Origin of the sequence: Bacteroides sp. M10 (genome assembly GCF_014334015.1) — a bacterium.
GTDB classification, from domain to species: domain Bacteria; phylum Bacteroidota; class Bacteroidia; order Bacteroidales; family Bacteroidaceae; genus Bacteroides; species Bacteroides intestinigallinarum.
The window spans coordinates 5,300,953-5,327,276 of the sequence record NZ_CP060488.1 but is presented as its reverse complement, the minus strand read 5'-3'; the positions used below and the strand labels follow the sequence as shown (position 1 = coordinate 5,327,276).

The following is a 26,324-nucleotide window of genomic DNA, read 5'->3' as shown; positions in this document are numbered from 1 at the left end:
GATAAATTAATTTGCGATAATCCGCGTTAATCTGCGTTTAAATATTTGTTTATCCCTTTGCTTCCTGATACATAAAGCGCTTGATTGACTTTTTCGCAGTCTTTTCAAATTCTTCAAAATGGATTTTAATCTTGCTTATTTGAGAATAGTTAGGAAGCTGTTGATTCAATTCGATACGGTTTTGCTCCATTACTTTCTGAATATCCGTCTGCTGCAATCCATGAGCGAAAGCATCGTCGAAATCCGGGTAGATCAGGGCTACCAGTTTTTCGTGTTGTAAGACGATCAGTGACTCCGAAACATACGGCATGTTGTTCAGCTTGCTTTCAATTTCTTCGGGATAGATATTCTGTCCGCTAGAGGTGAGAAGCAGGTTCTTGCTACGTCCGCGGACTGTCACATAACCCTCTTCATCCAACGTACCGAGGTCGCCGGTATGCAGCCAACCGTTAGCATCAATAATTTGTGCCGTAGCTTCCGGATTTTTATAATACCCCAGCATCATATTCATTCCTCTGCATACGATTTCTCCGGCATGCGTTTTCGGATCCGGTGAGTCGATGCGGACTTCCATCCGGCTGGTTGCCTTTCCGCAGGAAGCAAGTTTCAGTGTTTCCCAACGACTGGAACAAATAATCGGACCACATTCCGTCATACCGTAAGCGATGGTGTAGGGGAACCCTATCTTTTTAAGGAAAGCTTCTACTTCCGCATTGAAAGGAGCACCTCCGATAATGATCTCGTCAAAGTTTCCACCGAAGATTTCCATGGCAGCCTGTCGTGCCAATGATTTGATTTTATCATTCACAATAGGCACTTTCAGCAATAACTTGCCGATTTTGCTGTCTACTTTAGGAAGAATATCTTTCTTGATAATCTTTTCCACAATCAACGGTACACAAGAAATCACTTTGGGTTTGATTTCGGAGAAAGATTGGGAAATGATTTTCGGAGACGGCATACGCGTCAGGAAATAGATGTGTGCACCTGCAGAGAATCCGTAAAGGAAATCATATACCATACCGAACACGTGTCCCATAGGCAACATGGAAACGATATGGTCTCCCGGTTTAACGGGCAGCATTTCGAAGCAATAAGCCACGTTCGACCAAAGACTGCGATAGGGGAGCATCACTCCTTTAGAGTAACCTGTGGTACCGGAAGTATAATTGATGATAGCCAGTTCTTCCGGTCGATCTTTCCGGTAACAAATATGTTCCGGTCGAAAGTTCTTGGGATACTGTTGGCCGTAAATAGCGTTCCGGTGTTCAAAAGCGTAAGTCAGTTTTTCGTTCCGGGACACTAATGCCGAGAAATCAGCCAGCGAAGCAATGCCCTCTAACAAAGGCATGGCATCTTCATTCAGGTTCTCCCATGCCTGGTCGCCGACGAAAAGTAATTTGGCTTCGGAATGGTTGACGATATTATGAATATTATCTGCCTTGAATTCATGCAAGATGGGAACAATAACAGCCCCGTAAGTGATAGTCGCCAAGAAAGTAACTGCCCAGTGAGCACTGTTACGTCCGCAAACGGCTATTTTATCTCCCGGCTGGATGCCGGCACTTTCCAAGACGATGTGAAATTTAGCGATTTTACGCGCTACATCCTTATATTGGAGGGTAATTCCTTTATAGTCAGTTAAGGCATCTTTGTCCCAGTTTTTGATGATGCTTTGCTCAATATAATCAATGAACTGATGTTCTTGTTCCATTCGATTTTTGCACATTTAGTTTAAAACTGCGCAAAATTAATACTTCGTAGATGTAAACCGAATTTTAAATTCAAGTTTTACGGTTAATTAACGGAGGGGGAGCGAACAATTTTACCAGCCGGATAAAGGTCATTCGTGTTTCTTCCTTAGAACTAGTTCATTGGCCTATATAAAACATTTCGTCTCCACGCATGAAGATGAAACGAATGCCTTGCCAAGGCAAGAGGTTCCATGCGTGGAGACGAATCAGTTATAGTGTGCTGAATAACTCTTTTCTGATGTTATTCTGAATCAGTATCTTCTTCTTTGGATTTTTCGGAAATAAGTAACAGTTTATCTCCTTCGTGCAGTTTCAGCGTTCCGTTGGGAATCAGGAACTCATCTCCGCGCTTCACGATCATTACCAGCGTGCCTTTCGGGAGATTCATATCTTTCAATGTGTCTGCTTCTTCCAGCATACTTTTGGTGATAGTCATGTCACTAAGGTCAGAGTCAATTTCTTCCGGAAGTTCCACTCCGAAGTCGTTACCGGTTTTTTCCAGCGGTTTGGAAAGATTCAAAATCCGGGCGACGAAAGAAATGGTTGTTCCCTGTACGACCAATGAGACAATGGTAATAAAGAATACAATGTTGAAAATGAGGTTCGAACCTTCTACGCCCGCCACTACCGGATAGGTAGCAAAGATGATAGGAACTGCACCGCGTAATCCTACCCAGGATACGAAAATACGTGATTTCATCGTGATTTTCCGGAATGGAAGCAGACAAAGGAACACGCTTAACGGGCGCCCGATAATAATCATGAAAACACCAATCAACAATGCCACGGCAGCTACTTCGAGCATTTCGTGCGGGTTGACAAGCAATCCCAGACAAAGGAACATGATGATTTGGAATAACCAGGTCAGTCCGTCCATAAAGGTGTAGATGTCTTTACGATGCATGATTTTATTGTTTCCTACCATGATACCGGCGATGTATACGGCAAGGTATCCGTTACCTTTCAGTAAGTCGGTGATGGAGAACGTGAAAAATACAAATGCAAGTAATAAGATGGGATACAAGGCCTGATTATCAATGTTGAGCTTATTCAACATGCGGATGGCCAGCTTTCCAAGTACATATCCGGCGGCTGCACCGACGATAAACTGGATGACGAAAGACCCCACGATAGCTCCGACTCCCATACCTGCAGATTGAATGAATTGTATCAGGACAATGGTCAGCATATAGGCCATCGGGTCATTACTTCCGCTCTCCAGTTCCAGCATGGGACGAAGGTTATGTTTCAAGTTCATCTTCTGTGAACGGAGAATGGCGAACACCGAAGCCGAGTCCGTAGACGACATGGTGGAGGCCAAAAGCAGGGAAGTAGTGATAGGTAAATAAATATTCGACCAGCTCATACCTGATATCCACCAGATAAAGAGTCCGGTGAAAAGAGCTGTAAGTAGTACTCCGACAGTGGAAAGCACGATACCGGGACCTTGAATAGGTTTGATTTCTCTGAATTTCGTATCCATACCTCCCGAGAAAAGGATAATACTAAGGGCCACCATACCGATAAATTGGGCGTCTTTCGCGTCGTGGAATTGCAGGCCGAGGCCGTCACTTCCAAACAACATTCCTACTACGAGGAACAATAATAAGGTAGGTACTCCAAAGCGGTATCCGGTTTTTCCAACAACGATGCTGACGAAAAGTAAGATAGAACCGATAAGTAGGGTGTTTTCTGCTGTAAATATCATAGGCAATATATTATAAAGTTATAAAATTGTCGTATTAATTCTCACCGTGCGAAGTTACACATTATTAACAACAAATAAAAACCCTTTTTGGATGTATTTTTGTGAAAAAAGGGAGTTAAATTGTCTAAAAAGACTAATTTTGCAAAGAATAATCTACATTATACTTATGGATTCAAATAATCTTACACCTTTGAGGAAAGGGGTGGTGGGGGTACAATTCTTGTTTGTAGCTTTCGGTGCTACGGTACTCGTGCCGTTATTGGTGGGGCTTGACCCTTCTACAGCTCTGTTTACAGCAGGTATTGGTACGCTTATCTTTCATGCGGTCACGCGTGGAAAGGTTCCTATCTTTCTGGGGAGTAGTTTCGCATTTATTGCGCCTATCATTAAAGCGACAGAACTTTATGGGTTGCCCGGCACCTTATCCGGCATGGTTGGAGTAGCATTAGTTTACTTTGTGATGAGTGCGCTTGTCAAATGGCAGGGAGTGAGGGTGATTGAGCGGCTGTTTCCTCCTGTTGTCATAGGACCTGTCATCATTCTGATAGGTTTGTCACTGGCGGGAACGGGAGTGAATATGGCAAAAGAGAACTGGGTATTGGCACTGCTTTCGTTGGTTACCGCAGTCGTTGTTTCAATGAAAGCCAAAGGGCTTTTGAAACTGATTCCTATCTTCTGTGGAATTGTAGTAGGGTATCTGGCTGCATGGCTTTTCTACGATTTAGATTTGTCCGGTGTCAGGGATGCTGCCTGGATTGGATTGCCGCAGTTTGTCTTTCCTAAATTCTCATGGGAACCTGTGTTGTTTATGATTCCGGTAGCCATTGCTCCGGTGATAGAACATATTGGTGATATTTATGTCGTTAATACGGTCACCGGAAAAGATTTCGTGAAAGATCCGGGGTTGCACCGTACTTTATTGGGGGATGGTCTGGCGTGTTTCTGTGCCGGATTGTTGGGTGGTCCTCCTGTGACAACTTATTCGGAAGTGACCGGAGCCATGTCTCTGACAAAGATAACCAATCCGCAAGTGATAAGAATAGCTGCCATTTCCGCTATCTTATTTTCTGTTATCGGTAAAATCAGTGCATTACTAAGATCCATTCCAAGTGCGGTACTGGGCGGCATCATGTTATTACTTTTCGGAACGATTGCTTGCGCGGGCATTGGTAATCTTGTGAATAATTGCATTGATTTGAGTCGTACCAGAAATATAATCATTGTGTCTTTGACACTGACTGTCGGCATTGGTGGCGCTGCCTTTAATTGGGGCGATTTTTCATTGTCCGGCATTGGACTGGCAGCTTTAGTGGGAGTGCTTCTCAATTTAATATTGCCTAGAGAGGATTGATATTCTGTAAATCAAGCGGGAATCTCCAAATCCCCGCTTGATTGATTGTTATTTAGGATAGGAACTTCACAATATCTTCATCTACTGTACTGATACTTCCGATTCCGAATTGTTCGATCAATACGTTCTTTACGTTCGGTGAAAGGAAAGCGGGGAGAGTAGGACCCAGATGAATATGTTTCACTCCTAAAGCCAGTAATGCCAATAAAACAATGACCGCCTTTTGTTCGTACCAGGCGATGTTGTATACGATAGGCAACTGATTCACATCATCCAATCCGAAGATCTCTTTCAGTTTTAAAGCGATGACGGCCAGTGAGTAACTGTCGTTACATTGTCCTGCATCCAACACTCTCGGAATGCCGTTGATATCACCTAAAGCCAGTTTATTATATCTGTACTTGGCACAACCGGCAGTAAGAATCACGGTGTCACCAGGTAATTTTTGAGCAAATTCCGTATAGTATTCACGGCTCTTCATACGTCCGTCGCATCCTGCCATTACAAAGAATTTACGGATAGCTCCGCTCTTCACGGCGTCCACCACTTTATCTGCCAGGGCTGTCACCTGTGCATGCGCGAATCCTCCGATAATCGTTCCGCTTTCAATGGCTACCGGTGGCTGACATTGCTTAGCATGAGCAATCAGTGCAGAAAAATCTTTCGGTTTTCCGTCTTTACGTTCGGGGATGTAATGTGCCCCTTCCAAGCCGCAGGCTCCTGTGATGTAAATACGATCCTTGTAGCTGGCATTTGCACGTGGCGGAACGATACAGTTACTTGTGAACAAGATAGGACCGTTGAAACTTTCAAATTCCTCTTTCTGCTTCCACCAGGCATTTCCGTAGTTTCCTGCCAGATGCTTGTACTTCTTTAGTTGAGGATAATAATGTGCAGGCAACATTTCGCTGTGAGTATATACATCTACTCCTGTACCCTCTGTTTGTTCCAATAACTCTTCCAGGTCTTTCAAATCATGTCCGCTGATTAATATACCCGGATTATTGCGTACACCGAGACTCACTTGTGAGATTTCCGGATTTCCGTAGCTGCTGGTATTCGCCTTATCCAGCTGTGCCATTGCCGATACTCCATGCTTTCCTGTTTCCAAAGTCAGCTGAACCAGTTCTTCCACTGTAATATCATTGCGGGTCAGTTCGGATAAGGCATGTTGCATGAAAGCAAATATTTCCGGTGACTCGTAGCCCAGGTTATGCGCATGCTCTACGTAAGCAGCCATTCCTTTCAGGCCATAGTGTACAAGTTCTTTCAGTGAGCGGATATCCTCGTTGGGAGTGCGAAGCACACCGACAGTTTTTGATTTCTCTTCAAACTCATCTTCGCTTCCATTCCAAAGACATTCGTCAGGAGCATTTTCAATCTTTACCTTGTTGGCAAGTTCATTTTTCAGTTTCAGTCCTTCTTTGATTTTTTCAGTGATAGCCACTTTATCAAAATTGGCGTTGGTGATGGTAATGAACAAAGCATCATAGATAAATTTGTCTGCTTGTTCGGAAGGATGTCCATCTTTACGCAGATGTTCGTTGTAGACAGCAATTCCACGTACTACGAAGAGTAGTAAGTCTTGCAGGTTAGCCACTTCAGATGTTTTACCGCATACACCTTTCAAGGTACAACCGGTACCCATTGCGGTTTCTTGACATTGATAACAGAACATACTCATAACTTTTACGTTTTTAATTAGTCCAATATTTTATTTATTGAACGCAAAAGTAGAAGAAAGGTTTCAGCTAATTCTGTAACCAATGTTACAACAATGAATATTTTTTATCTAAAACACTCATTATTCAATTCATAAATCCTTAAAACAGTTCCTATTATTGGATAAGCCGTACCAGTTCTTCTTTCTGTAAAATAGTGATATGCTTGCGATCGGCTATCAATAATCCATCTTCCTGCATGTGCGCCAGTTCACGGGCGAGGGAAGGACGGGATACCCCGAAGTAATCACTCAATTCCTGTTGTGAACGGTCGAGGGTGATATGCGTCTGTTGCTGCTGTTTATATAATCGGAGCAGGTACGAAGCAAGTTTCTGACGAATCGTTTTAAACGACATAAAGAAAAGTTTATCCGATAAAGTCCGTGCATAATTGGCAGAAAGATTCATATAGTTTTCTAAAAACTGCTCGTTTTTACGGAATAAACTCAATACACTTGATTTAGGAAGTTCGATAACCTCTGTCGGTTCGTTGGCAGTCACTTCCACCGGATAGCGGTTCTCCTCACCGAATAGAAACAGAGGGGCAATCGCTCTTGGAGCAGCGATGTCTTCCACTTTGATAAGACGCCCCGAATAATCAATCATCTCTCCACGCACGCTTCCTTTGGTCAGGATGACGAGGCGATTACACACAGCCCCCTGTTGAGCCAGGATTTCCCCTTTCTTATAAGAACGTGTATGGAAACTGATCTCTTCCAGATCGGCAAAAAGTCTTTCCGGAGTGATCCCCCGGAATAAGGGATTGTTGACGAGTGCAGGTATCATATATCAATAGTTATTTGAATTTTAAAATAAACGTTGTTTCTTTCTCTCGAAGCAAAGTGAGACTCCCGCCCGAAAGACGCATGATCTGCCGTGAAATACTAAGTCCGATTCCGCTACCATTTTCTTTGGTGGTGAAGAAAGGAATAAAGATATGCTCTGCTATTTCCGACGGGATTTCAGGACCGTTATTTTTGATCTCGACCCATATTTCTTCCATGTCATTGCAATAAGCCCGAAGCTCGATTCTACCATCCGGCTGGCTGCCGATTGCCTGAATGGCATTCTTCAGAAGATTGATAACCACCTGGGCGATGAGGTTTTCATCCGCATACAGAATTAAGTCCGCAGGAGAAATCTCCGTGTGGAAACAAATGGTGTCACACGGATTCTGATGGCGGGCAAGTTCAATCATCCTTTCTATGAACGCTTTTACATAGAACAATGACGGTTCCGGTGTAGGTATGCGTGTAAACTGCCGGTAAGATTCTACAAAAGAGAGCAACCCTTTTCCTATGGTGCTGATGGTCTGCAACCCGTGACTGATCTCTTCATCTTTGCCCTCGGACATGGAAAGAAGAGTGTCACAAAGGGAAGTGATAGGCGTGACCGAATTCATGATTTCATGCGTCAGAACCCGTGTCAGGCGAATCCATGAATCTATTTCCTTTTCATCGAGTTCGGTATTGATGTCGTTCAGAGCCAGAATACGCAGATGTTCTTTGCGCACATTGATTTCCGATACACGTATGGATAGATTAACGGTTCCCCGTTCGTTGTGAAATATCACTTGCAGTTTGTCTCCGGGACGGCAGTTCTCTATTTTCTCCATGAGTGTAGTGTCTACTTTACTCAACTGATGGATATGCGTGAATATATTCAGCCCCAAAAGACGGAGTGCCTCCTTGTTCTTCTGATAAACAGCCCCATTGTCATTGAGTACCAGCAATCCTGTACTGACAAAATCCAGAATCAGCTCGTAATATTTCTCTTGTTGGGCGGTTTCCGCTTTTACATTATATAAGATATGCCCCACCCGGTTGAGTGCCCGGTTGATCTTTAGACTTTCGGGAGTACCGTTTTCTTCGGGAAAATGAAAAGTGTTATCATTATTCTCAAGCGCGTTAATCATGAAAAGCACCTGCTTGGTGTGAAGCTGGTACAGGCGGATTTGCCAGATGATGCTAAGTACCAGCAGACAAAGACTAACCCCCAACCAACCGTATGACTGATGAATACCGAACCAGACGGTCGATATACAGAAAAGTACAGTCAGCAAAACTCTGAACCAGTACCGACTCCCCAGTTGTTGGATCTGTGAGCTCATAATCCGAATTTTTTCATCTTGTTATAGAGCGTCTGCCGGGTTATTCCCAGTTGAGCGGCTACTGCCGATAGATTTCCCGCACAGGCATCGAGCGCTTTCCGTATCATCTGCACTTCCATTTCTTCCAGAGTGGAGATACTCTGTTCCTGAATAGCTGTCCGTGGTACGGATAATTGGAACAATTCAGCAGGAATCAGCGGACTGTCATTGATGATAGCCGCCTTTTCGATAACGTGCTCCAATTCGCGGATATTGCCATACCAGGGATGCGCAGTCAATTTATCCTCTGCTTCGGGAGTGAACTTCATCAACGACTTGTCATATTGCTTGCAGAAGTGAGCCATAAATCGTTCGGCCAATGGGATAATATCCTCTTTCCGTTCGCGCAGGGGAGGAATTTCCACATGAATGGTATTGATACGGTAGAGCAAGTCTTCCCGGAATTCGCCTTTCGCCACCATCTCCTGCAGGTTCCGGTTCGTGGCACATATCAGTCGGATATCAATAGGAATTGGCGTGTTACTTCCCACTTTCACAATGCTTCGCCGTTGGATGGCAGTTAGTAGCTTTGCTTGCAGATGGTAGGGCAAGTTTCCTATTTCGTCGAGAAACAGCGTACTCTTTTCGGCAGCCTCGAACTTACCTGTCCGGTCGGCGTGTGCATCAGTGAACGATCCTTTTACATGTCCGAAAAGCTCACTCTCGAATAAAGATTCCGTGATGGTTCCCATATCCACGGCAATCATTTCTTTATGTTTGCGGTTGGAAAGCGCATGTATTTCCCGTGCCAGCATCTCTTTTCCCGTTCCGTTTTCACCCGTTATCAAGAGGTTGGCATCGGTGATGGCAACCTTTTCGATCAAAGTGCGTAGTTGTTGCATAACCTTGCTTTCTCCCCAGTACATAGGCGAGTGAACAGGCTTTTCTTTACTTGCCGTTTTCCTGTCATTGTGCGTAGAGGTTGCTGCGGTTTGCAGCGTTTCCACCAGTTTCCGGTTGTCCCAGGGTTTGACGATAAAGTCCGTTGCTCCCTCTTTAATACCTCGGATAGCCAGTTCAATATCGGCATAAGCCGTAAAAAGTACGACCGGAAGATCCGGACGTACTTTTTTTATTTCATGTAACCAGAATAATCCCTCGTTGCCGGTATTGATGCCCGATGTGAAATTCATGTCCAGCAATACCACTTCCGGCATTTCTTCCCGCAGGACGCTCGTCAGGGTGACAGGCGAGGAGAGTGCAACGACCTTTGAGAAATAACTTTTTAAAAGGATTTGTATGGCAGTCAGCACCCCTTTATTGTCGTCTACAATGATGATTGTTCCAGATTTACTCATTTTCGTTCAAGTTTGTAAAGCGCAAACTTACGAAAAAAGGATGTGATAATTCAAGAATCGTAATTCAAAATTGATTTTATACTCCTTGTGCCTCCATCTATAACCACTGGAACTTTAATCCGAATGATAAACTAAGGTAATCACGTGGACGGAGATAACTATTGTTTACCGCACTAATCACATAAAGGTCACACGTACTTATTTCATAGAAAAAGGTTACAGACTTGGCCATAAATCTGCGTTGCGGGTCAATATCATAGGTCAGGCGTTGCCCCATAAAGACATGGAAACGCACTTTGCTTGAGAAACCATAATACCCCTTCGGATAACGTTCCGGCTCGTTCACCCAGAACTGATTTCCAAATACGGTATTCACATAAAGACCACAGGCAAGAGGCTCTGTCGAGAATCCTTTTCCAATATTAATGCTCCAGGGCATATAGTTCTGCTTGAGCGTCATGGTCACTTTTGCTTTCTTCGAAGAATATTTCGGGATGAATCCGAGCAATACATCCGTTTCCCACTGATTACGCTTTCCATAATCCCATCCTGTACCGAAAGAGAGTAATCCCATATTTCCGGCATATTGTATTTTGGAATGAGTCGGGATAATCCGCTCCCAGTTTCTGCGGAAACGGTGAACCCGATTATCATAGCGGGTATGTTTGGTGCGCTTCGGTGTGGCAGGCAACACGGAGTCCGCTTTGATAATGGTGAATGAAGACTCCCCGGTGCGAAAGGTGATAATTGAATCATCCTTGATGATAAAATGGAGCGAATTATCCTTGTAGTTGTTGATAATCGTATCCCTCTTGCAGGTAGCAGACATCAGACCGGGAAGCAGGAGAAGCACAGACAGTACTCCTGCGCGTAAGATATAATTAGTATTTAACCAGCTCATATTCGTATTTTTCCGGAGTTATTGTAAATACCAGATAAGTACGGTAATCCATACAATCACTGGTAACATAATGTATTCCATCATCAAAAATCACATCGTCCTGATGGTGATGGGTGTGGGCGGCCGTGCAGAACTGTATTCCTGCATACTGTTTGACATAGTGCTGAAATACTTTTGCCACATTATCATTGAACACATCCGTATAGGGACGCGCGTGCATACAAATAACCGTCTTTTCAAACTCGTCCCTCCTGTTCGTTATCTCATTTTCCATAAAGGTAAAGTCCGGTACAGGTTCGGAGTAATCATACTCCAAAGCGTTGGTATTCAGGCAGACAAACTTCACATTTCCTGCGATGAAAGAGATGTTTGTGGGGCCGAATACAGCCTTGTAGGTTTCCGCTCCCGTTCCCAGACAGTCATGATTTCCGATCAGAGCCACATAAGGCACATGAAGTCCGTTCATGATATCCCTTTGCCAAAGAAATTCCTTGGTCAGTCCGAAGTCACTCATATCCCCTCCGTGGATGACGAAATCAATATCATTCCGTTGATTGATCGCTTTTACAAAATCTTCCGTTTCGTCATACCATCGTTGTGAATCGCCCATTGTCACGAACCGTATCGTAGTTTTACCCTGGCAATTCGCTTCTATTCTTTCGATGTTGTGTGCGTTGACCTCTGTTTCTCCGCTGATGCGGACGTCATACGGATGATAGTCTATCATACCGCATCCCGAAAGGAACAAGCACGAAAACAGTGCATATAAATTCTTCCTCTTCATCATTACTTTAATAGTTTAGAAAACTGGATGCAAAGATAAAGTTTTCTACCGGGATGAACAATCTCCCCATGGATAATAGAGACTGTTGGAACAATTTAAAGGAGAAATGGAATAGTCCCCCGGTTGTCTAAAAATTAGACGGTACTGTCTAATAATTAGACAATATTCAGAAAGGTTGAAATGATAAACACCTGATAATGAATTGTTATTCTTTTTTGGCATGCTTTCTGCATTCTTGAAAATAGAAAAAACAGAAATAAAATATAATATGAAACAAATCTATTATGTGATCCGTACTTTATTGCGGGGGCATGGTTCCAACGTTATCAAAATCCTCTCCTTGGCGTTGGGGCTGACGATGAGCATCCTGTTGTTTGCCCGCGTGGCTTTCGAACAGAGCTTTGACAAATGCTTCAAAGATTATGATAACCTGTATCAGATCTTCTCCGTCTTTTCCGCCAATGGCCAAACCTTTGAGCCGCAGGAAATGAACTGCGGACCGGTGGCGGGTGCCATACTGGAGAATTTTCCTAAAGAAGTGGAAGCAGCCACCAGCTATTGTGTCTGGATGAGTGCCCCTCTTTATCATGGAAGTGTCCGTTTTGAAGCTAACAAAGTGACAGCCGATTCACTATTCTTTCAAACTATGGGTATCGACGTTTTGAGCGGTGTTCCGGAAAAAGAACTGATGCAGAAAGATGTTGTCTTTCTTAGTGACCGGTTGGCGCGTAAGATGTTCGATCAAGAAAACCCGATAGGCAAAGTAATCTCCTATAATAAAGAAATAGAACTGACGGTGAAAGGCACATACGCCGACATACCCGAAAATGCCACCGTCAGACCGGATGCAGTGATTTCTCTGCCTACCGTATGGAGCCGTGGATGGGGAAACTACTCCTGGAGAGGAGGCGATAGCTGGATCGCATTTATCCGTTTCCGTCCCGGAGCAGACAAATCCGTGGTGAATGCCCGGTTGAATGACCTGATAAAGAAATATCGTCCTGCGGAAGACCAGAAAGTGGTAGGTTATACCGCTTTTGTAAAGCCGATCTGTGATGTATACAGGGAAGAACCGGACGTGAAGCGGATGCGTAACATCATGTCTATCTTGGGAATAATCATCCTTTTCATCGCTACCTTGAACTACGTACTGATCTCCATCTCTTCACTCTCATACCGCGCCAAAGCCATCGGCGTACATAAGTGCAGCGGTGCAGGCAGCGGCAAAATTCTGGGAATGTTCCTATTGGAAACAGCTATCATTATTCTCTTCGCCTTACTACTGATGGGATTAATCTTACTGAACTTCCGCGACTTTATAGAAGACACAACCGCCGTTGAACTCGGAGCCCTGTTCTCTTTAGACCGTCTTTGGGTACCCCTACTGACGGTAGCTATCCTGTTCCTCATAGGAGGAGTACTGCTCGGACGTATCTTTGCCAAAATCCCCGTTTCACAAGTCTTCCGCCGCTACACAGAAGGAAAGAAAGGCTGGAAACGCCCGCTATTATTCGTGCAGTTTGCCGGCGTAGCTTTCATCTGCGGACTGATGTATGTGGTGATGCTGCAATACTACTATGTCTTAAACAAAGACCTGGGATACAATCCGAAGCACGTTGTCGTAGCCAATACCGGTTTCGGCAATAAAGAAAACCAAGACTATGCCCTGACTTTCTTCCGCGGCCTGCCTTATGTAGAGTCCGTGTCCAGTGCCGATTCCCATCCCGTATATAGCTATAGCGGAACGATGATTCAGGATGAAAGTGGACAATCACTTTTCTCCTCCCGTTTTTGCGAAATGATGGAAGACTATCCCAAGATGATGGGTATGGTGATGAAGGAGGGACGTATGCCACGAAATGAAGACGAAGTAGTCATCAATGAAACATACGGCGAATGGATGCACTGGGGAACCGAACTATTGAACCGTACCGTCTATAATTCAGGTTACGTATGTAAAGTAGTGGGAGTGATTAAAGACTTCCGGATCGGTAATTTCACCAACCCGCAAACCCCCTTCATCCTGATGAGTACCAAGAATTTCGGGAACTGCGTTCATGTCCGGCTGAAAGAACCTTTTGCAGAGAATCTTCAGAAACTGAATAAAGTATCGGCAGATGCTTTCCCCGATAAAACGGTCGATTTCCGTTCGATGGAGCAGATGATAAAAGAGAGTTATAACTCCATCCGCGTCTTCAGCAATGCTACTATACTGGCGGCGGTTACCATGTTCTTTGTGATGATGATGGGATTGATAGGCTATACAACCGATGAAGTCCGCCGCCGTTCCAAAGAAATTGCCATACGCAAAGTCAATGGCGCCGAAGCCTCCGGCATTCTGGAAATGCTGGTGAAAGATGTGCTCTATGTGGCGGTTGCAGCCGTTGTAATCGGTGTGGCGGCATCATGGTACGTCAATGATATGTGGATGGATATGTTTGCCGAACACGTGCCCGTCAGTTGGGCGGCGTATGTACTGATAGCGATTGTAAATCTTCTCGTTATCGTAGCCTGCGTACTTTGGAAATCGTGGCGGATTGCCAATGAAAATCCCGTGAATAGCCTTAAAAGTGAATAATTAAAAACATAAATAAAAAGATTATGATTGAAATAAACAACATCAGTAAAGTATTCCGTACTTCCGAGGTGGAGACAGTTGCCTTGAATCACGTAAACCTTGAAGTAAAAGAGGGAGAGTTTGTAGCCATTATGGGCCCCTCCGGTTGTGGTAAATCCACTTTGTTGAACATTCTGGGGCTGCTCGATAACCCCACCGAAGGCTCCTACCGCTTGATGGGTGAAGAAGTGGGTGGATTGAAAGAGAAAGAACGTACCCATGTGCGTAAGGGCAAACTCGGATTCGTATTCCAGAGTTTTAACCTGATCGACGAACTGAATGTTTACGAGAATGTAGAACTTCCTCTGACATACTTGGGCTTTAAAGCATCCGAACGCCGCCGCATGGTAGAAGACATTCTGAAACGGATGAACATCAGCCACCGTGCCAAACACTTTCCGCAACAACTTTCTGGTGGTCAGCAACAACGTGTGGCCATTGCCCGTGCCGTGGTGACCAATCCGAAACTGATTCTCGCCGATGAGCCGACAGGTAACCTCGATTCAAAGAATGGGGCAGAAGTGATGAACCTGTTGACCGAACTGAATCAAGAGGGGACAACCATCATCATGGTGACACACTCACAACATGATGCATCCTTTGCCCATCGTACAGTTCATTTGTTCGACGGAAGTGTAGTAGCCAGTGTGATAGTATAAACCTGATTAGAAGTGGATATGAGACAAATCTATTATAGTATACGTACATTACTGCATGAGCGTACTTTGAATATTGTAAGAGTGCTCTCCCTTTCTTTAGGACTAACAGTTGGCATCTTGCTTTTCTCGCAAATAGCTTTTGAGATGAGCTATGAGAAATGTTACCCGGAAGCGGAGAATCTGATAATGGCGAGAATAGCGGCACAGAATATGACGACCGGCGAAGTGCAGGGCGATGACGGAATGAATTATGACTATACCGTCTGCGATCCGGTAGCTTTTACCCTGGCGCAGGATATGCCTGAAGAAATAGAATCAGCCACCTGTGTACTTCCTTCCCAGTTTTATCATATTTATAAGGAGGATAAACTGCTGTCAAAAGCAAATTACATGATGGTCGACACCTGTTTCTTTGAAACGATGGGTATACCCGTACTAAAAGGGAACGCGAAAGATCTCATCATCTCGAATAGCATATTTGTTTCAGAACATTTTGCCCGTGAAACATTCGGCAGTGCAGACCCTATTGGGAAAACCCTTTCGGCCGACAAGCAGTTGGAGCTCACAATTCGCGGCGTCTATAAAGACATACCCGAAAATTCGATGCTCTCCCGTGACTTTGTGATTACCATCCACCGCGATGGTCGCTATGCGAGTGGTAACGGTTGGAATGGGAATGATATCTTTTATGCCTTTGCACGCTTGCGTCATGCGTCGGATATAGATAAGGTGAACAGCAAAATCCAACAAGTGATGGCAAAATACAGTCCCTTGCAATGGGATGACTGGAAGTTGGAATACAGCGTTGTTCCTCTTTCGAAACGCCATCTGGATTCTGCCGATACCCAGAAACGTTTGATGATATTCGGCTTCCTCGGCTTTTCAGTGTTTTTTGTAGCCATCATGAATTATATGTTGATTTCAATAGCCACTATCAGTCGTCGTGCAAAAAGCGTAGGAGTGCATAAATGCAGTGGAGCCAGTTCCGGAAACATCTTTGGCATGTTTCTGGCAGAAACCGGAGTATTGGTTCTACTATCCGTTCTGTTTAGCTTCCTGTTGATAATCAACATGGGCGAATTGATCGAAGACCTGCTGGGAACCAGCCTTGCCTCACTGTTTGCCTGGGACATCATTTGGATACCCTTGCTCACTGTAGTAGTCCTTTTCCTTCTGGCAGGAGGCATACCGGGAAAACTGTTCTCACGTATTCCCGTCACGCAGGTATTCCGGCACTATACAGATGGAAAAAGAGGATGGAAACGTTCATTGCTATTTGTCCAGTTCACGGGCACCTCCTTTGTACTCGGACTATTGCTGGTTACCCTGTTACAATATTCTCACCTGATGAATGGAGATATGGGAATCAAGATTCCGGGACTGGTAGAAGCTGAAACCTGGATGTCAGGCGAAACAGTAGAACATATAAAAGACGAGTTGCTCCGCCAACCGATGGTGGAGGGGGTATCGGCATCCACACACAGCGTACTGGGAGAATATTGGACACGTGGATTGATAGGTAACGACGGCAAACGCATTGCCACCCTTAATTTCAATATGTGCGACTATGATTATCCGAATGTGATGGGAATCAGAATAACAGAAGGCACCACCATCAAGAAAAAAGGCGATCTATTGGTAAATAAAGAACTCGTTCGTTTGATGAAATGGACCGATGGTGCCGTAGGAAAATCAGTGAGTGGGGTAGAAGGTACCATCGTAGGAGTGTTTGATGATATTCGTAATAGAAGTTTCTATTCCAGTCAGTCTCCCATCGTATTGATTGCCGATAAAGAATCGGCCAATCACACCATCAATGTCCGTCTAAAAGAACCCTATGACGAGAACCTGAAACGCTTGAACGAATGTGTGGCAAAAACATTCCCGAATGTAGCCCTGAACTTCAATTCAGTAGACAGCATGATCCGCGAAGGCTATAAGAGCGTATACCGTTTCCGTAACGCAGTCTGGATTTCATCCTGCTTCATCCTGCTTATTGTCATCACGGGATTGATTGGTTATGTGAATGGAGAAACTCAACGTCGCAGCAAGGAAATAGCCATACGTAAAGTGAACGGGGCAGAAGCCTCCGGCATCCTGAAATTATTGATATACGACATTCTGAATATCTCCGTAATCTCTGTGCTGATAGGTACTGCCGCTTCCTATTTTACAGGCCAAATATGGTTGGAACAGTTTAGCGAACGAATAGATATGGATCTGTTACTTTTTATAGGAATAGCCCTGCTGGTATTATTGGTTATCGTGGCTTGCGTGGTAGTGAAAGCCTGGCACGTTGCCAATGAAAACCCCGTAAAGAGCATCAAAGCAGAATAAAGAATAAAAACCAACAGGCGGAGTAAAGCAGTTAATGCTTTATTCCGCTACCGTTTCCGGATGTTGTTTAGACACTTTCTTAATGTAAATCATCAGACTGACAACCGCCGTAATAAACGCCAATGCATCCGATACCGGCATACTAATCCAGATACCTTCCAATCCCCACCAGTTGGGAAAGAGTAACAAGCAAGGCAAAAGATAAAGCAACTGCCGCGTCAGCGAAAGGAAAATACTTATTTTAGCCTTCCCGATACTTTGGAAGAAGTTACCAATCACAATCTGCGCCCCTACAAACGGGAACATCAATACAGCCAGCCGGATACCGTCTACGGCCAAATCAATCAATTCATCGCTATCCGTGAAAAGAGCCGATACGGCATGAGGGAAGAACTCGCAGATAATAAACCCGCTACTGGTAATCACAACCCCGGAGATAATCCCCAGTCGCAATGTCTGTTTCACGCGGTCTATCTTCTGTGCTCCGAAGTTATACCCCACAATAGGCTGCATACCCATCGTCAGACCTAACACAATCATCACATAAAGCGTCAGCAAACGGTTAATGATCCCATAAGCACCAATCGCCATATCACCCCCGTAATTTTGCAGACTGTTATTGATGATAATCACAATGGCACACGCACACACATTCATCAGGAAAGGAGACATACCAATGGCGAAGATACTCTCCACAATCCTCCGTTTCATCTTCCAGATATTCCCCTCAAAATGCACCGTACTGTCTTTCTTGACAAAGTGGCTCACCACCCACACCATACCGATCAACTGTGAAATCACCGTTGCCGTAGCAGCCCCTCTCATTCCCCATTCAAAGTGGAAAATAAAGATAGGAGCGAGGATAATGTTCGCCACCACCGTCACCATCGAAGTCAACATCGCCTTTTTCGGGTATCCGGTAGCACGCATCACGTTGTTCAACCCAATCATCGTATAAGTGATAGGAGTACCCAATAAGATTACCTGCATAAAGCTCCGCGCATAAGGAAGCGTCTCGTTACTGGCCCCGAAGAAAACCAATATATCATCCAGAAAGATGAAAGACAAAATACCAAAGAAGAACGAATTAGTGATACAGAGCATCAACGTGTGTGACAAGATTTCCGTAGCCCCCTTCATATCCTTTTGTCCCAGACGGATAGACGCCAGCGTAGAACCGCCCGCCGACACCAATGTACAGAAAGCCACCACCAGATTCATCAGCGGAAAGCTGATGGCCAGTCCGGCAATCGCCATCGGGCCTACGCCATGTCCGATGAAGATACTATCAATAATATTATAGATAGAAGTAATTGTCATTCCTATAATTGCAGGAATGGAATATTGTAACAGCAATTTGCCGATACTTTCTTTGCCTAAGATATGTGGGTCGTTCTTGCTCATGCGCTAGTAGATTTTGTTGGATAAAAACGTATGTTACGTTTTTTTTAGCTTTGCAAAGGTACGAATTATTTGCCTGATTCGATGATTATTCGGAACTTTGCAGCGACGGATACACAAGGTTTAACGTTTAGGTAAAAAGAAAGTTTATATATGAATACAACGAAAACGATTGCGGCACTCTTCGATTTTGATGGTGTCATTATGGATACAGAAACGCAGTACACAGTCTTCTGGGACGAGCAGGGACGGAAATATCTGAATGAAGAAGATTTCGGCCGCCGTATTAAGGGACAGACATTATTGCAAATCTATGAAAAGTATTTCTCGGACCAACCCGAAGCCCAGCTTGAAATAAGCGCCGAACTCTACGTTTACGAGCAAAAGATGTCCTACGAGTACATCCCCGGAGTAGAAGCCTATATAGCCGATCTTCGCCGTAACGGTGCAAAGATAGCCGTAGTCACCAGCTCCAACGAAGAGAAGATGGCCAACGTCTACAATGCCCACCCCGAATTTAAAGGAATGGTAGACCGCATCCTGACCGGAGAGATGTTTGCCCGTTCCAAACCGGCTCCCGACTGCTTCCTGCTCGGAATGGAAATCTTTGAAGCCACTCCCGAAAACACCTACGTCTTTGAAGATTCTTTCCACGGCCTGCAAGCCGGAATGACTTCCGGGGCAACAGTGATCGGACTTGCCACCACCAATACACGCGAAGCCATCACTGGCAAAGCACATTATATAATAGACGACTTCACCGACATGACTTACGACAAGCTCCTGACCCTGCATCGTTAAGAGAAAGAATAAATCCGAAACGCATTATTGCACTTGATAAATCGCTTCCTTATATTGTTAAGGAGCTTTTATTATACCTCACAGAATCCTTCCAACCGCCTCCCAGCTATCCAAGCGAGGTGTTTGAAAGGATTTTTTGCATTTCCTTCTCTGTTATGAATTAAATGTTATAACTTTGCCGCGATTTTTGAAGGCGCTTGACGTCGTTTTAATTTTTAATCATTAATTTTTAATTTAAAAAGACATGGCTGGTTATATATCAGATGACTCAAGAAAGGTGACTACTCATCGCCTGGTTGAAATGAAACAGAGAGGCGAAAAAGTATCTATGCTGACAGCTTACGACTACACAATGGCACAGATTGTAGATGGTGCAGGAATGGACGTAATTCTGGTAGGCGACTCTGCTTCCAATGTAATGGCAGGTAATGTGACAACACTTCCTATCACACTCGACCAAATGATCTATCATGCCAAATCCGTGGTACGCGGTGTGAAACGTGCGATGGTAGTGGTTGATATGCCTTTCGGATCCTATCAGGGCAACGAGATGGAAGGACTTGCTTCTGCCATCCGTATCATGAAAGAGAGCCACGCTGACGCTTTGAAGCTCGAAGGCGGTGAAGAAATCATAGACACGGTGAAACGCATCGTATGCGCCGGCATTCCGGTAATGGGACATCTGGGCCTCATGCCTCAATCCATCAATAAATACGGCACCTATACCGTGCGTGCCAAAGACGACGCCGAAGCCGAAAAACTGATTCGCGACGCCCATCTGTTAGAAGAAGCAGGCTGTTTTGCCATTGTACTCGAAAAAATCCCCGCAACCCTTGCCGAACGCGTAGCATCCGAACTGACCATACCTATTATCGGTATCGGTGCCGGTGGCCACGTAGACGGTCAGGTATTGGTGATTCAGGACATGCTTGGCATGAACAACGGATTCCGTCCGCGTTTCTTGCGTCGTTACGCTGACTTGTACACGGTGATGACCGATGCCATCAGCCGTTACGTTTCTGACGTGAAGAATTGCTACTTCCCCAACGAGAAGGAACAATATTAAATATAGTATATGGCAGTTAAATTGTGGACAGTTCATTTTATGCGGATATGTGTAGCTAATTTGCTGTTGTTTATATCCTTGTATGTGTTATTTCCGGTGCTTTCCGTAGAGATGGCCGACCGTCTCGGAGTGCCGGCTGCACAGACAGGAGTAATCTTTCTCTTTTTCACCTTGGGGATGTTCCTCATCGGCCCTTTCCATGCCTATCTGGTAGATGCATACAAGCGTAAGTACGTCTGTATGTTTGCTGCTGCCCTGATGGTAGTGGCGACCATCGGATACGCCTTTGTCACTAACCTCACAGAACTGATTCTGTTGAGCACCGTGCAAGGGCTCGCCTTTGGCATAGGCACAACAGCCGGCATCACATTGGCCATCGACATCACCAACTCCACACTGCGCAGTGCGGGAAACGTCAGTTTCTCCTGGATGGCACGTATGGGAATGATCGCAGGCATTATCCTCGGAGTATGGCTTTATCAAAGCCAATCCTTCCAAACCCTGCTCACTGTATCTGTCATAACCGGAGCTGTCGGAATCCTCATGTTATCAGGAGTCTACGTACCTTTCCGTGCGCCGATTGTCACCAAACTCTATTCCTTCGACCGCTTCTTGTTGCTTCGTGGATGGATTCCTGCCATCAATCTGATCCTGATAACCTTCATTCCGGGACTGCTGGTTCCCATGGTACACCCTTTCCTAAACGATTTCGTACTCGGAAACACAGGAATCCCCGTACCGTTCTTTGTAGGAACAGCCCTCGGATACATCGTTTCCCTGTTCTTTGCACGTCTGTTTTTCCTGAAAGAGAAAACACTGCGACTGGTCATTATAGGACTCGGATTGGAAATCGTAGCCATGTCCCTACTGAATACAGACATCTCCATAGGCATTTCCTCCGTACTCTTAGGACTGGGCTTAGGCTTTATCCTGCCGGAATTTCTGGTGATGTTCGTAAAGCTATCCCACCATTGCCAACGCGGAACAGCCAACACCACCCATCTGCTGGCAACCGAAATCGGCATTTCGCTGGGAATCGCTACCGCCTGCTACATGGAATTGGATACAGATAAGATGCTACATACCGGACAGATAGTAGCATCCATTGCTTTACTCTTCTTTGTATTGATTACCTATCCTTATTATATAAAGAAGAAAGTAAGATAGGAGAGTAGCCGGAATTAATTCCGGCTAACTTGTTTTACTCCCTTTATAGTACGTAATTTCTTGATAAGAGCCTCCAAACGTCCCGTATCACCCACCATGACCGTCAGTGTTCCGGAGAACAAACCGTCGTTCGAGTCAATACCGATGGAGCGCAGCGTGATACCATTCTCTTTGGATATAATAGAAGTGATATTAGTCACGATACCAATATCATCATGCCCTACAACCCGCAGCGTGATAGGATATTGCGTACCCACCGATTTCCCCGCCCAACGAGCCTTCACAATACGATAACCGAAACGTTCGCGCATCTGATTGGCATTCGGACAGTCCGCCCGATGTATCTTGATACCACCGCTTACCGTAACAAAACCAAACACATCATCCCCGTAAATCGGATTACAACATTTAGCCAACTTGAATTCCAACCCTTTCAGATTCTGATCGATCACCAAAACATCTTCCTTAGACGTCGTTTCCTCCTGTTGCGCAGCCTGCAAGTTATACCCTTCGGCACTGCGATACACAATTTCATCGTGCGTATCACTGTCCCGCTTCTGTTGCTCCACATATTTATCCAGAATCTCATTAACGTCCAGTCCACCGTCGGCAATCCGCTGATAAAACTCCGTCACATTCTTGAAGCCCAAACGCTTGATGAGGCGCATCATGGTCGCTTCATCATATTCCAACTTACGGTTCTTGAATTTCCGTTCCAGCGTCTCCTTGGCAAAAGCATGCTGGCGTGCCACCATCTCTTTGAGAGCCTGCCTTATCTTGGTGCGCGCTTTGGAAGTCGTCACGATGTTCAGCCAGTCCTGCTTCGGCGTCTGGGTATTTGAAGTCATGATCTCCACCTGATCGCCGCTGTTCAGTTTCTGTTTGAGCTGCACATTCTTGCCGTTCACTTTCGCGCCGATACACTTGCATCCCAACTTACTATGGATATGGAAAGCAAAATCCAATACCGTAGCCCCTTTGGCGAGCTTGAACAAATCCCCCTTGGGCGTGAAGACAAACACTTCATCCTCGTAGAGATCCATCTTAAACTGATCCATCACTTTCAGCGAATCATTGTCCGCATTCTCCAACGCCTCCCGCACAGAAGTCAACCACTCGTCCAGACCCGTTTCACCCTTGATACCTTTATATCTCCAGTGAGCAGCCAATCCGCGTTCCGCGATCTCGTCCATGCGGCGGGTACGTATCTGCACTTCCACCCATTTCCCTTCCGGACCCATCACAGTGATGTGCAACGACTCGTAACCATTGCTTTTCGGGATAGAGAGCCAGTCGCGCAGACGCTTCGGGTTCGGCTGGTACATATCCGTAACAATCGAATAAACCTGCCAGCATTCCTGCTTCTCCTTAGCCGGGTCCGGTTCCGAATCGAGGATGATACGAATGGCGAACAAGTCATAGATCCCCTCAAAAGACGTTTTCTGCTTCTGAATCTTGTTCCATATCGAATGAATCGACTTGGTACGCCCCTTGATGTCGAACTTCAATCCCGCTTCCGACACCTTCCTCTGGATCGGTTCGATAAAAGCAGCGATATACTTGTCGCGGGACGCCTTCGTCTCGTTCAGCTTATCCTTGATAAAATAATACGTTTCCTTCTGCGTATATTTGAGAGACAAATCCTCCAGTTCCGATTTCAGCTTATACAATCCCAGCTTGTGCGCCAGCGGAGCATACAGGTACGCAGCCTCGTTTGCTACCTTGAGCCGGTCCTCCTCGTTGCCCGTATCCTTTATTTTGCGCATCACGTTCACACGATCCGCAATCATAATCAGGATCACACGCATATCCTCCGCAAAAGAAAGCAGCAGATTACGGAAGTTTTCCGACTCGATAGCCGGACTCTTCGCATACAGCTCGTTCGTTTTCACCAATCCCTTGATGATACTTGCCACGTCATCCCCATATTCGGCGTTCACTTCGTCGATAGACAATACATGCCCCTTCACGATTTCGTGCAACATGATACCGATCAGGCACGAACCTTTCATACCGATTTCCTCGGCAACGATCACTGCCGTTTGTAAATCTCTGATGACGGGATTCATCCCGAAGTTATTGCGTTGCAGACCGTTACACTGGGCCGCTTTGATAAGATGTCTCTTTAACTTTAGGCAATCCTTCCAGGAAATGCTATCTCCTGCAGATTGCAACAAATGCCGGTAGAGTGAAAAAAGCTCCTTTTTTTCCTCCGATGTAAAAAAGTCGTCCATATTCAATCTTGTTAATTCGATGTAAAATTAGTTTTTTTCCCGGTTATTCGGCAAGAAGTAAATAACATTTTGTATTTTTGGGCATCAATTAATAAAATAAGATATTATGATAACGACACAGGACAAAGAGTTGCTTGCCAAGAAAGGCATCACGGAAGAGCAAATTGCAGAACAATTAGCATGTTTCCAGACGGGTTTCCCCTTTTTGAAGCTGGATGCGGCAGCCTCCATCGAAAAGGGAATATTAGCTCCCGATGCAGAAGAACAGAAGGCTTATCTGGCCGCCTGGGATGCATATACAAACACAGATAAGACTGTCGTGAAGTTCGTTCCCGCCTCCGGTGCAGCGAGTCGTATGTTCAAGAACCTGTTCGAGTTCCTGTCCGCCGACTATGACCGGCCGACAACCAAGTTCGAACACGCATTCTTCGACGGAATCAAGGATTTTGCTTTTTATGACGACCTGAATGTAGCCTGCCAGCGTATCGACGGAAAAGATATTCCCGGACTGATCGAAGACGGCAACTATAAAGCAGTGGTATCCGCCCTGCTCGAAACAGCCGGACTGAATTACGGCGCACTGCCGAAAGGTCTGCTCAAATTCCATAAGTATCCCGAAGGTTCACGCACGCCGATGGAAGAACATCTCGCCGAAGGAGCCCTGTATGCTGCCGGAAAGAGCGGTAAAGTAAATGTGCACTTCACGGTATCTACCGAACACCGTGAACTCTTCAAGAAGCTGGTAACCGAAAAAGTGGCGGATTTTGCCAAACGCTACGGAGTGGACTATTACATCACTTTCTCCGAACAAAAGCCGAGTACCGACACGATTGCCGCCGACATGGACAACCAACCTTTCCGCGACAACGGCAAACTGCTGTTCCGTCCCGGTGGCCACGGCGCACTGATTGAGAACCTGAACGACCTCGATGCAGACATTATCTTCATCAAGAACATCGACAACGTAGTGCCCGACAGACTGAAAGCCGACACCGTTACTTATAAGAAACTGATTGCCGGAGTGCTCGTGACTTTGCAAAAACAAGTATTCGAATACCTTACCCTGCTCGACAGCGGTAAATACACCCACGACCAGATGATGGAAATGCTTCAATTCCTGCAAAAGAAACTCTTCTGCAAAAATCCGGAGACGAAAGACCTCGAAGATTCCGTACTCGCCATCTACCTGAAAAACAAGTTCAACCGCCCGATGCGTGTCTGCGGAATGGTGAAGAACGTAGGCGAACCCGGTGGCGGCCCGTTCCTTGCTTACAACAGCGACGGAACCATCTCCCTGCAAATCCTCGAAAGCTCACAGATCGACATGGACGATCCGGAGAAGAAAGAAATGTTCGAGAAAGGCACACACTTCAATCCGGTAGACCTCGTATGTGCCGTGCGCGATTATAAAGGACATAAGTTCGACCTGGTGAAGTACGTAGATAAAGCAACAGGCTTCATCTCCTACAAATCGAAGAACGGCAAAGACCTGAAAGCTCTCGAACTTCCCGGCTTGTGGAACGGAGCGATGAGCGATTGGAATACCGTCTTTGTAGAAGTGCCGCTTTCTACTTTCAACCCGGTAAAAACAGTGAACGACCTGTTGCGTGAGCAACATCAGTAAAGAGACTGAATTTAGAAACGCAGATTAACGCAAAGGAAATAGGTTAAATCTGCGATAATTTGCGTTAATCTGCGTTTCTAAAATAAAAAAGAGTGTTTAGAATGAATCAGATAGAGAAGATTATCGATATTGCTACTTGGAACAGAAGAGAACATTACGAACATTTCAGTGCTTTTGACGATCCGTTTTTCGGAGTGACCGTTCAGGTAGACTGTACGCGCGCGTATCAGGAAGCCAAAGCCAAAGGTATATCCTTTTCCCTGTTAGTCCTCCACCGGATAACGACTGCCGCTGCTGCGGTAGAAGAATTCCGTTACCGCATCGAGGGCGATAAGGTAGTGTGCTATGACAGCCTTCTGCCCGAAGCCACCGTAGGCCGTGACGACCATACCTTTTCTTTTGCCGCCTTTGAATACGATCCGGACGAACTCGTCTTTATCCGTCGGGCAAAAGCAGAAATGGAACGTTTGCAAGCCACTACGGGACTCAACAAAGGAGGTACTTTCCATCCCAATGCCATACATTATTCGGCAGTGCCGTGGCTCTCATTCACCGACATGAAGCACCCCACCAATATGCGTTCGGGCGACAGTGTTCCCAAAATCTCCACCGGAAAGTACTTCCGCGACGGAGAAAGACTGATGATGCCCGTTTCCGTAACCTGCCATCATGGGTTGATGGACGGCTATCATGTGGCACAGTTCATTGAGAAGCTCCATTTGTAACTTCCGTTCTGAAAAGACAAACCAGAC

The 26,324-nt window shown here is 45.4% G+C and carries 19 protein-coding genes; 9 read left to right on the top strand and 10 right to left on the bottom strand.

Annotation, left to right across the window (positions count from 1 at the left end; all coding sequences use genetic code 11):
* Positions 1-49: 49 nt before the first annotated feature.
* Both H8796_RS19590 and H8796_RS19585 read right to left on the bottom strand, forming a co-directional pair.
* Positions 50-1,714 (bottom strand): long-chain fatty acid--CoA ligase, encoded by a 1,665-nt coding sequence (locus H8796_RS19590; protein ID WP_004295728.1) that lies wholly within the window; start codon positions 1,712-1,714, stop codon positions 50-52.
* A gap of 281 nt (positions 1,715-1,995) precedes the next feature.
* A complete protein-coding gene (locus H8796_RS19585; RefSeq protein ID WP_117935663.1) occupies positions 1,996-3,462 on the bottom strand; it encodes a potassium/proton antiporter in 1,467 nt (488 codons plus the stop codon).
* 166 nt (positions 3,463-3,628) lie between these two features.
* On the opposite strand from H8796_RS19585, the gene H8796_RS19580 reads away from it, so the two are divergent.
* Positions 3,629-4,813, top strand: coding sequence for a uracil-xanthine permease family protein (locus H8796_RS19580; RefSeq protein WP_117935661.1), 1,185 nt, complete (start codon positions 3,629-3,631; stop codon positions 4,811-4,813).
* Positions 4,814-4,865: 52 nt separating this feature from the next.
* Here the strand turns inward: H8796_RS19580 and hcp are convergent, their stop codons facing one another.
* The 6 genes from hcp to H8796_RS19550 all read right to left on the bottom strand — a co-directional run bounded on the left by hcp (position 4,866) and on the right by H8796_RS19550 (position 11,666).
* Positions 4,866-6,497 (bottom strand): hydroxylamine reductase, encoded by a 1,632-nt coding sequence (hcp, locus tag H8796_RS19575; protein ID WP_187343864.1) that lies wholly within the window; start codon positions 6,495-6,497, stop codon positions 4,866-4,868.
* Between the two features lie 154 nt (positions 6,498-6,651).
* Complete coding sequence (locus H8796_RS19570) at positions 6,652-7,320, bottom strand: Crp/Fnr family transcriptional regulator (RefSeq protein ID WP_004303519.1); 669 nt, start codon at positions 7,318-7,320, stop codon at positions 6,652-6,654.
* Positions 7,321-7,330: 10 nt separating this feature from the next.
* On the bottom strand, positions 7,331-8,644 hold the full coding sequence (locus H8796_RS19565; RefSeq protein ID WP_117935658.1) for a PAS domain-containing sensor histidine kinase: 1,314 nt from the start codon (positions 8,642-8,644) through the stop codon (positions 7,331-7,333).
* Positions 8,641-9,981: a sigma-54 dependent transcriptional regulator gene (locus tag H8796_RS19560; protein ID WP_117935656.1), complete on the bottom strand. Its 1,341-nt coding sequence runs from the start codon at positions 9,979-9,981 to the stop codon at positions 8,641-8,643. Before H8796_RS19560 ends, H8796_RS19565 begins: the two co-directional genes overlap by 4 nt.
* A gap of 97 nt (positions 9,982-10,078) precedes the next feature.
* Positions 10,079-10,882 carry a hypothetical protein gene (locus tag H8796_RS19555; RefSeq protein WP_117935654.1) on the bottom strand — a complete coding sequence of 268 codons (804 nt, stop codon included), beginning with the start codon at positions 10,880-10,882 and terminating at the stop codon, positions 10,079-10,081.
* The gene (locus tag H8796_RS19550) at positions 10,863-11,666 is read right to left on the bottom strand and encodes a metallophosphoesterase (protein WP_117935717.1); all 804 of its coding nucleotides are present in this window, start codon (positions 11,664-11,666) and stop codon (positions 10,863-10,865) included. The genes H8796_RS19555 and H8796_RS19550 overlap by 20 nt, the downstream gene beginning before the upstream one ends.
* A gap of 268 nt (positions 11,667-11,934) precedes the next feature.
* Between H8796_RS19550 and H8796_RS19545 the strand changes: the two genes are divergently transcribed.
* The 3 genes from H8796_RS19545 to H8796_RS19535 are packed head-to-tail and all read left to right on the top strand — an operon-like array spanning position 11,935 to position 17,279.
* Positions 11,935-14,244 carry an ABC transporter permease gene (locus H8796_RS19545; RefSeq protein ID WP_187343863.1) on the top strand — a complete coding sequence of 770 codons (2,310 nt, stop codon included), beginning with the start codon at positions 11,935-11,937 and terminating at the stop codon, positions 14,242-14,244.
* Positions 14,245-14,267: 23 nt separating this feature from the next.
* Entirely contained in the window at positions 14,268-14,942 is a 675-nt protein-coding gene (locus H8796_RS19540; protein ID WP_117935650.1) for an ABC transporter ATP-binding protein, read from the top strand.
* An 18-nt stretch (positions 14,943-14,960) separates the two neighbouring features.
* Positions 14,961-17,279 carry an ABC transporter permease gene (locus H8796_RS19535; RefSeq protein ID WP_117935648.1) on the top strand — a complete coding sequence of 773 codons (2,319 nt, stop codon included), beginning with the start codon at positions 14,961-14,963 and terminating at the stop codon, positions 17,277-17,279.
* Positions 17,280-17,318: 39 nt separating this feature from the next.
* Here H8796_RS19535 and H8796_RS19530 read toward each other — a convergent pair whose 3' ends face one another.
* A complete protein-coding gene (locus tag H8796_RS19530; protein ID WP_004325781.1) occupies positions 17,319-18,683 on the bottom strand; it encodes an MATE family efflux transporter in 1,365 nt (454 codons plus the stop codon).
* Positions 18,684-18,833: 150 nt separating this feature from the next.
* Between H8796_RS19530 and H8796_RS19525 the strand changes: the two genes are divergently transcribed.
* The 3 genes from H8796_RS19525 (at position 18,834) to H8796_RS19515 (ending at position 21,714) form a co-directional block, all read left to right on the top strand.
* A complete protein-coding gene (locus H8796_RS19525; protein WP_117935646.1) occupies positions 18,834-19,481 on the top strand; it encodes an HAD family phosphatase in 648 nt (215 codons plus the stop codon).
* 244 nt (positions 19,482-19,725) lie between these two features.
* Complete coding sequence (panB, locus tag H8796_RS19520) at positions 19,726-20,547, top strand: 3-methyl-2-oxobutanoate hydroxymethyltransferase (RefSeq protein WP_117935644.1); 822 nt, start codon at positions 19,726-19,728, stop codon at positions 20,545-20,547.
* A 9-nt stretch (positions 20,548-20,556) separates the two neighbouring features.
* Entirely contained in the window at positions 20,557-21,714 is a 1,158-nt protein-coding gene (locus H8796_RS19515) for an MFS transporter (protein WP_117935642.1), read from the top strand.
* Positions 21,715-21,728: 14 nt separating this feature from the next.
* Here H8796_RS19515 and H8796_RS19510 read toward each other — a convergent pair whose 3' ends face one another.
* On the bottom strand, positions 21,729-23,948 hold the full coding sequence (locus H8796_RS19510) for a bifunctional (p)ppGpp synthetase/guanosine-3',5'-bis(diphosphate) 3'-pyrophosphohydrolase (protein WP_004325787.1): 2,220 nt from the start codon (positions 23,946-23,948) through the stop codon (positions 21,729-21,731).
* A gap of 106 nt (positions 23,949-24,054) precedes the next feature.
* Between H8796_RS19510 and H8796_RS19505 the strand changes: the two genes are divergently transcribed.
* Entirely contained in the window at positions 24,055-25,572 is a 1,518-nt protein-coding gene (locus tag H8796_RS19505; protein ID WP_117935640.1) for a DUF4301 family protein, read from the top strand.
* A gap of 101 nt (positions 25,573-25,673) precedes the next feature.
* Positions 25,674-26,297, top strand: a complete 624-nt coding sequence (locus H8796_RS19500; RefSeq protein ID WP_008998438.1) for a chloramphenicol acetyltransferase — start codon at positions 25,674-25,676, stop codon at positions 26,295-26,297.
* Positions 26,298-26,324 lie beyond the last annotated feature (27 nt).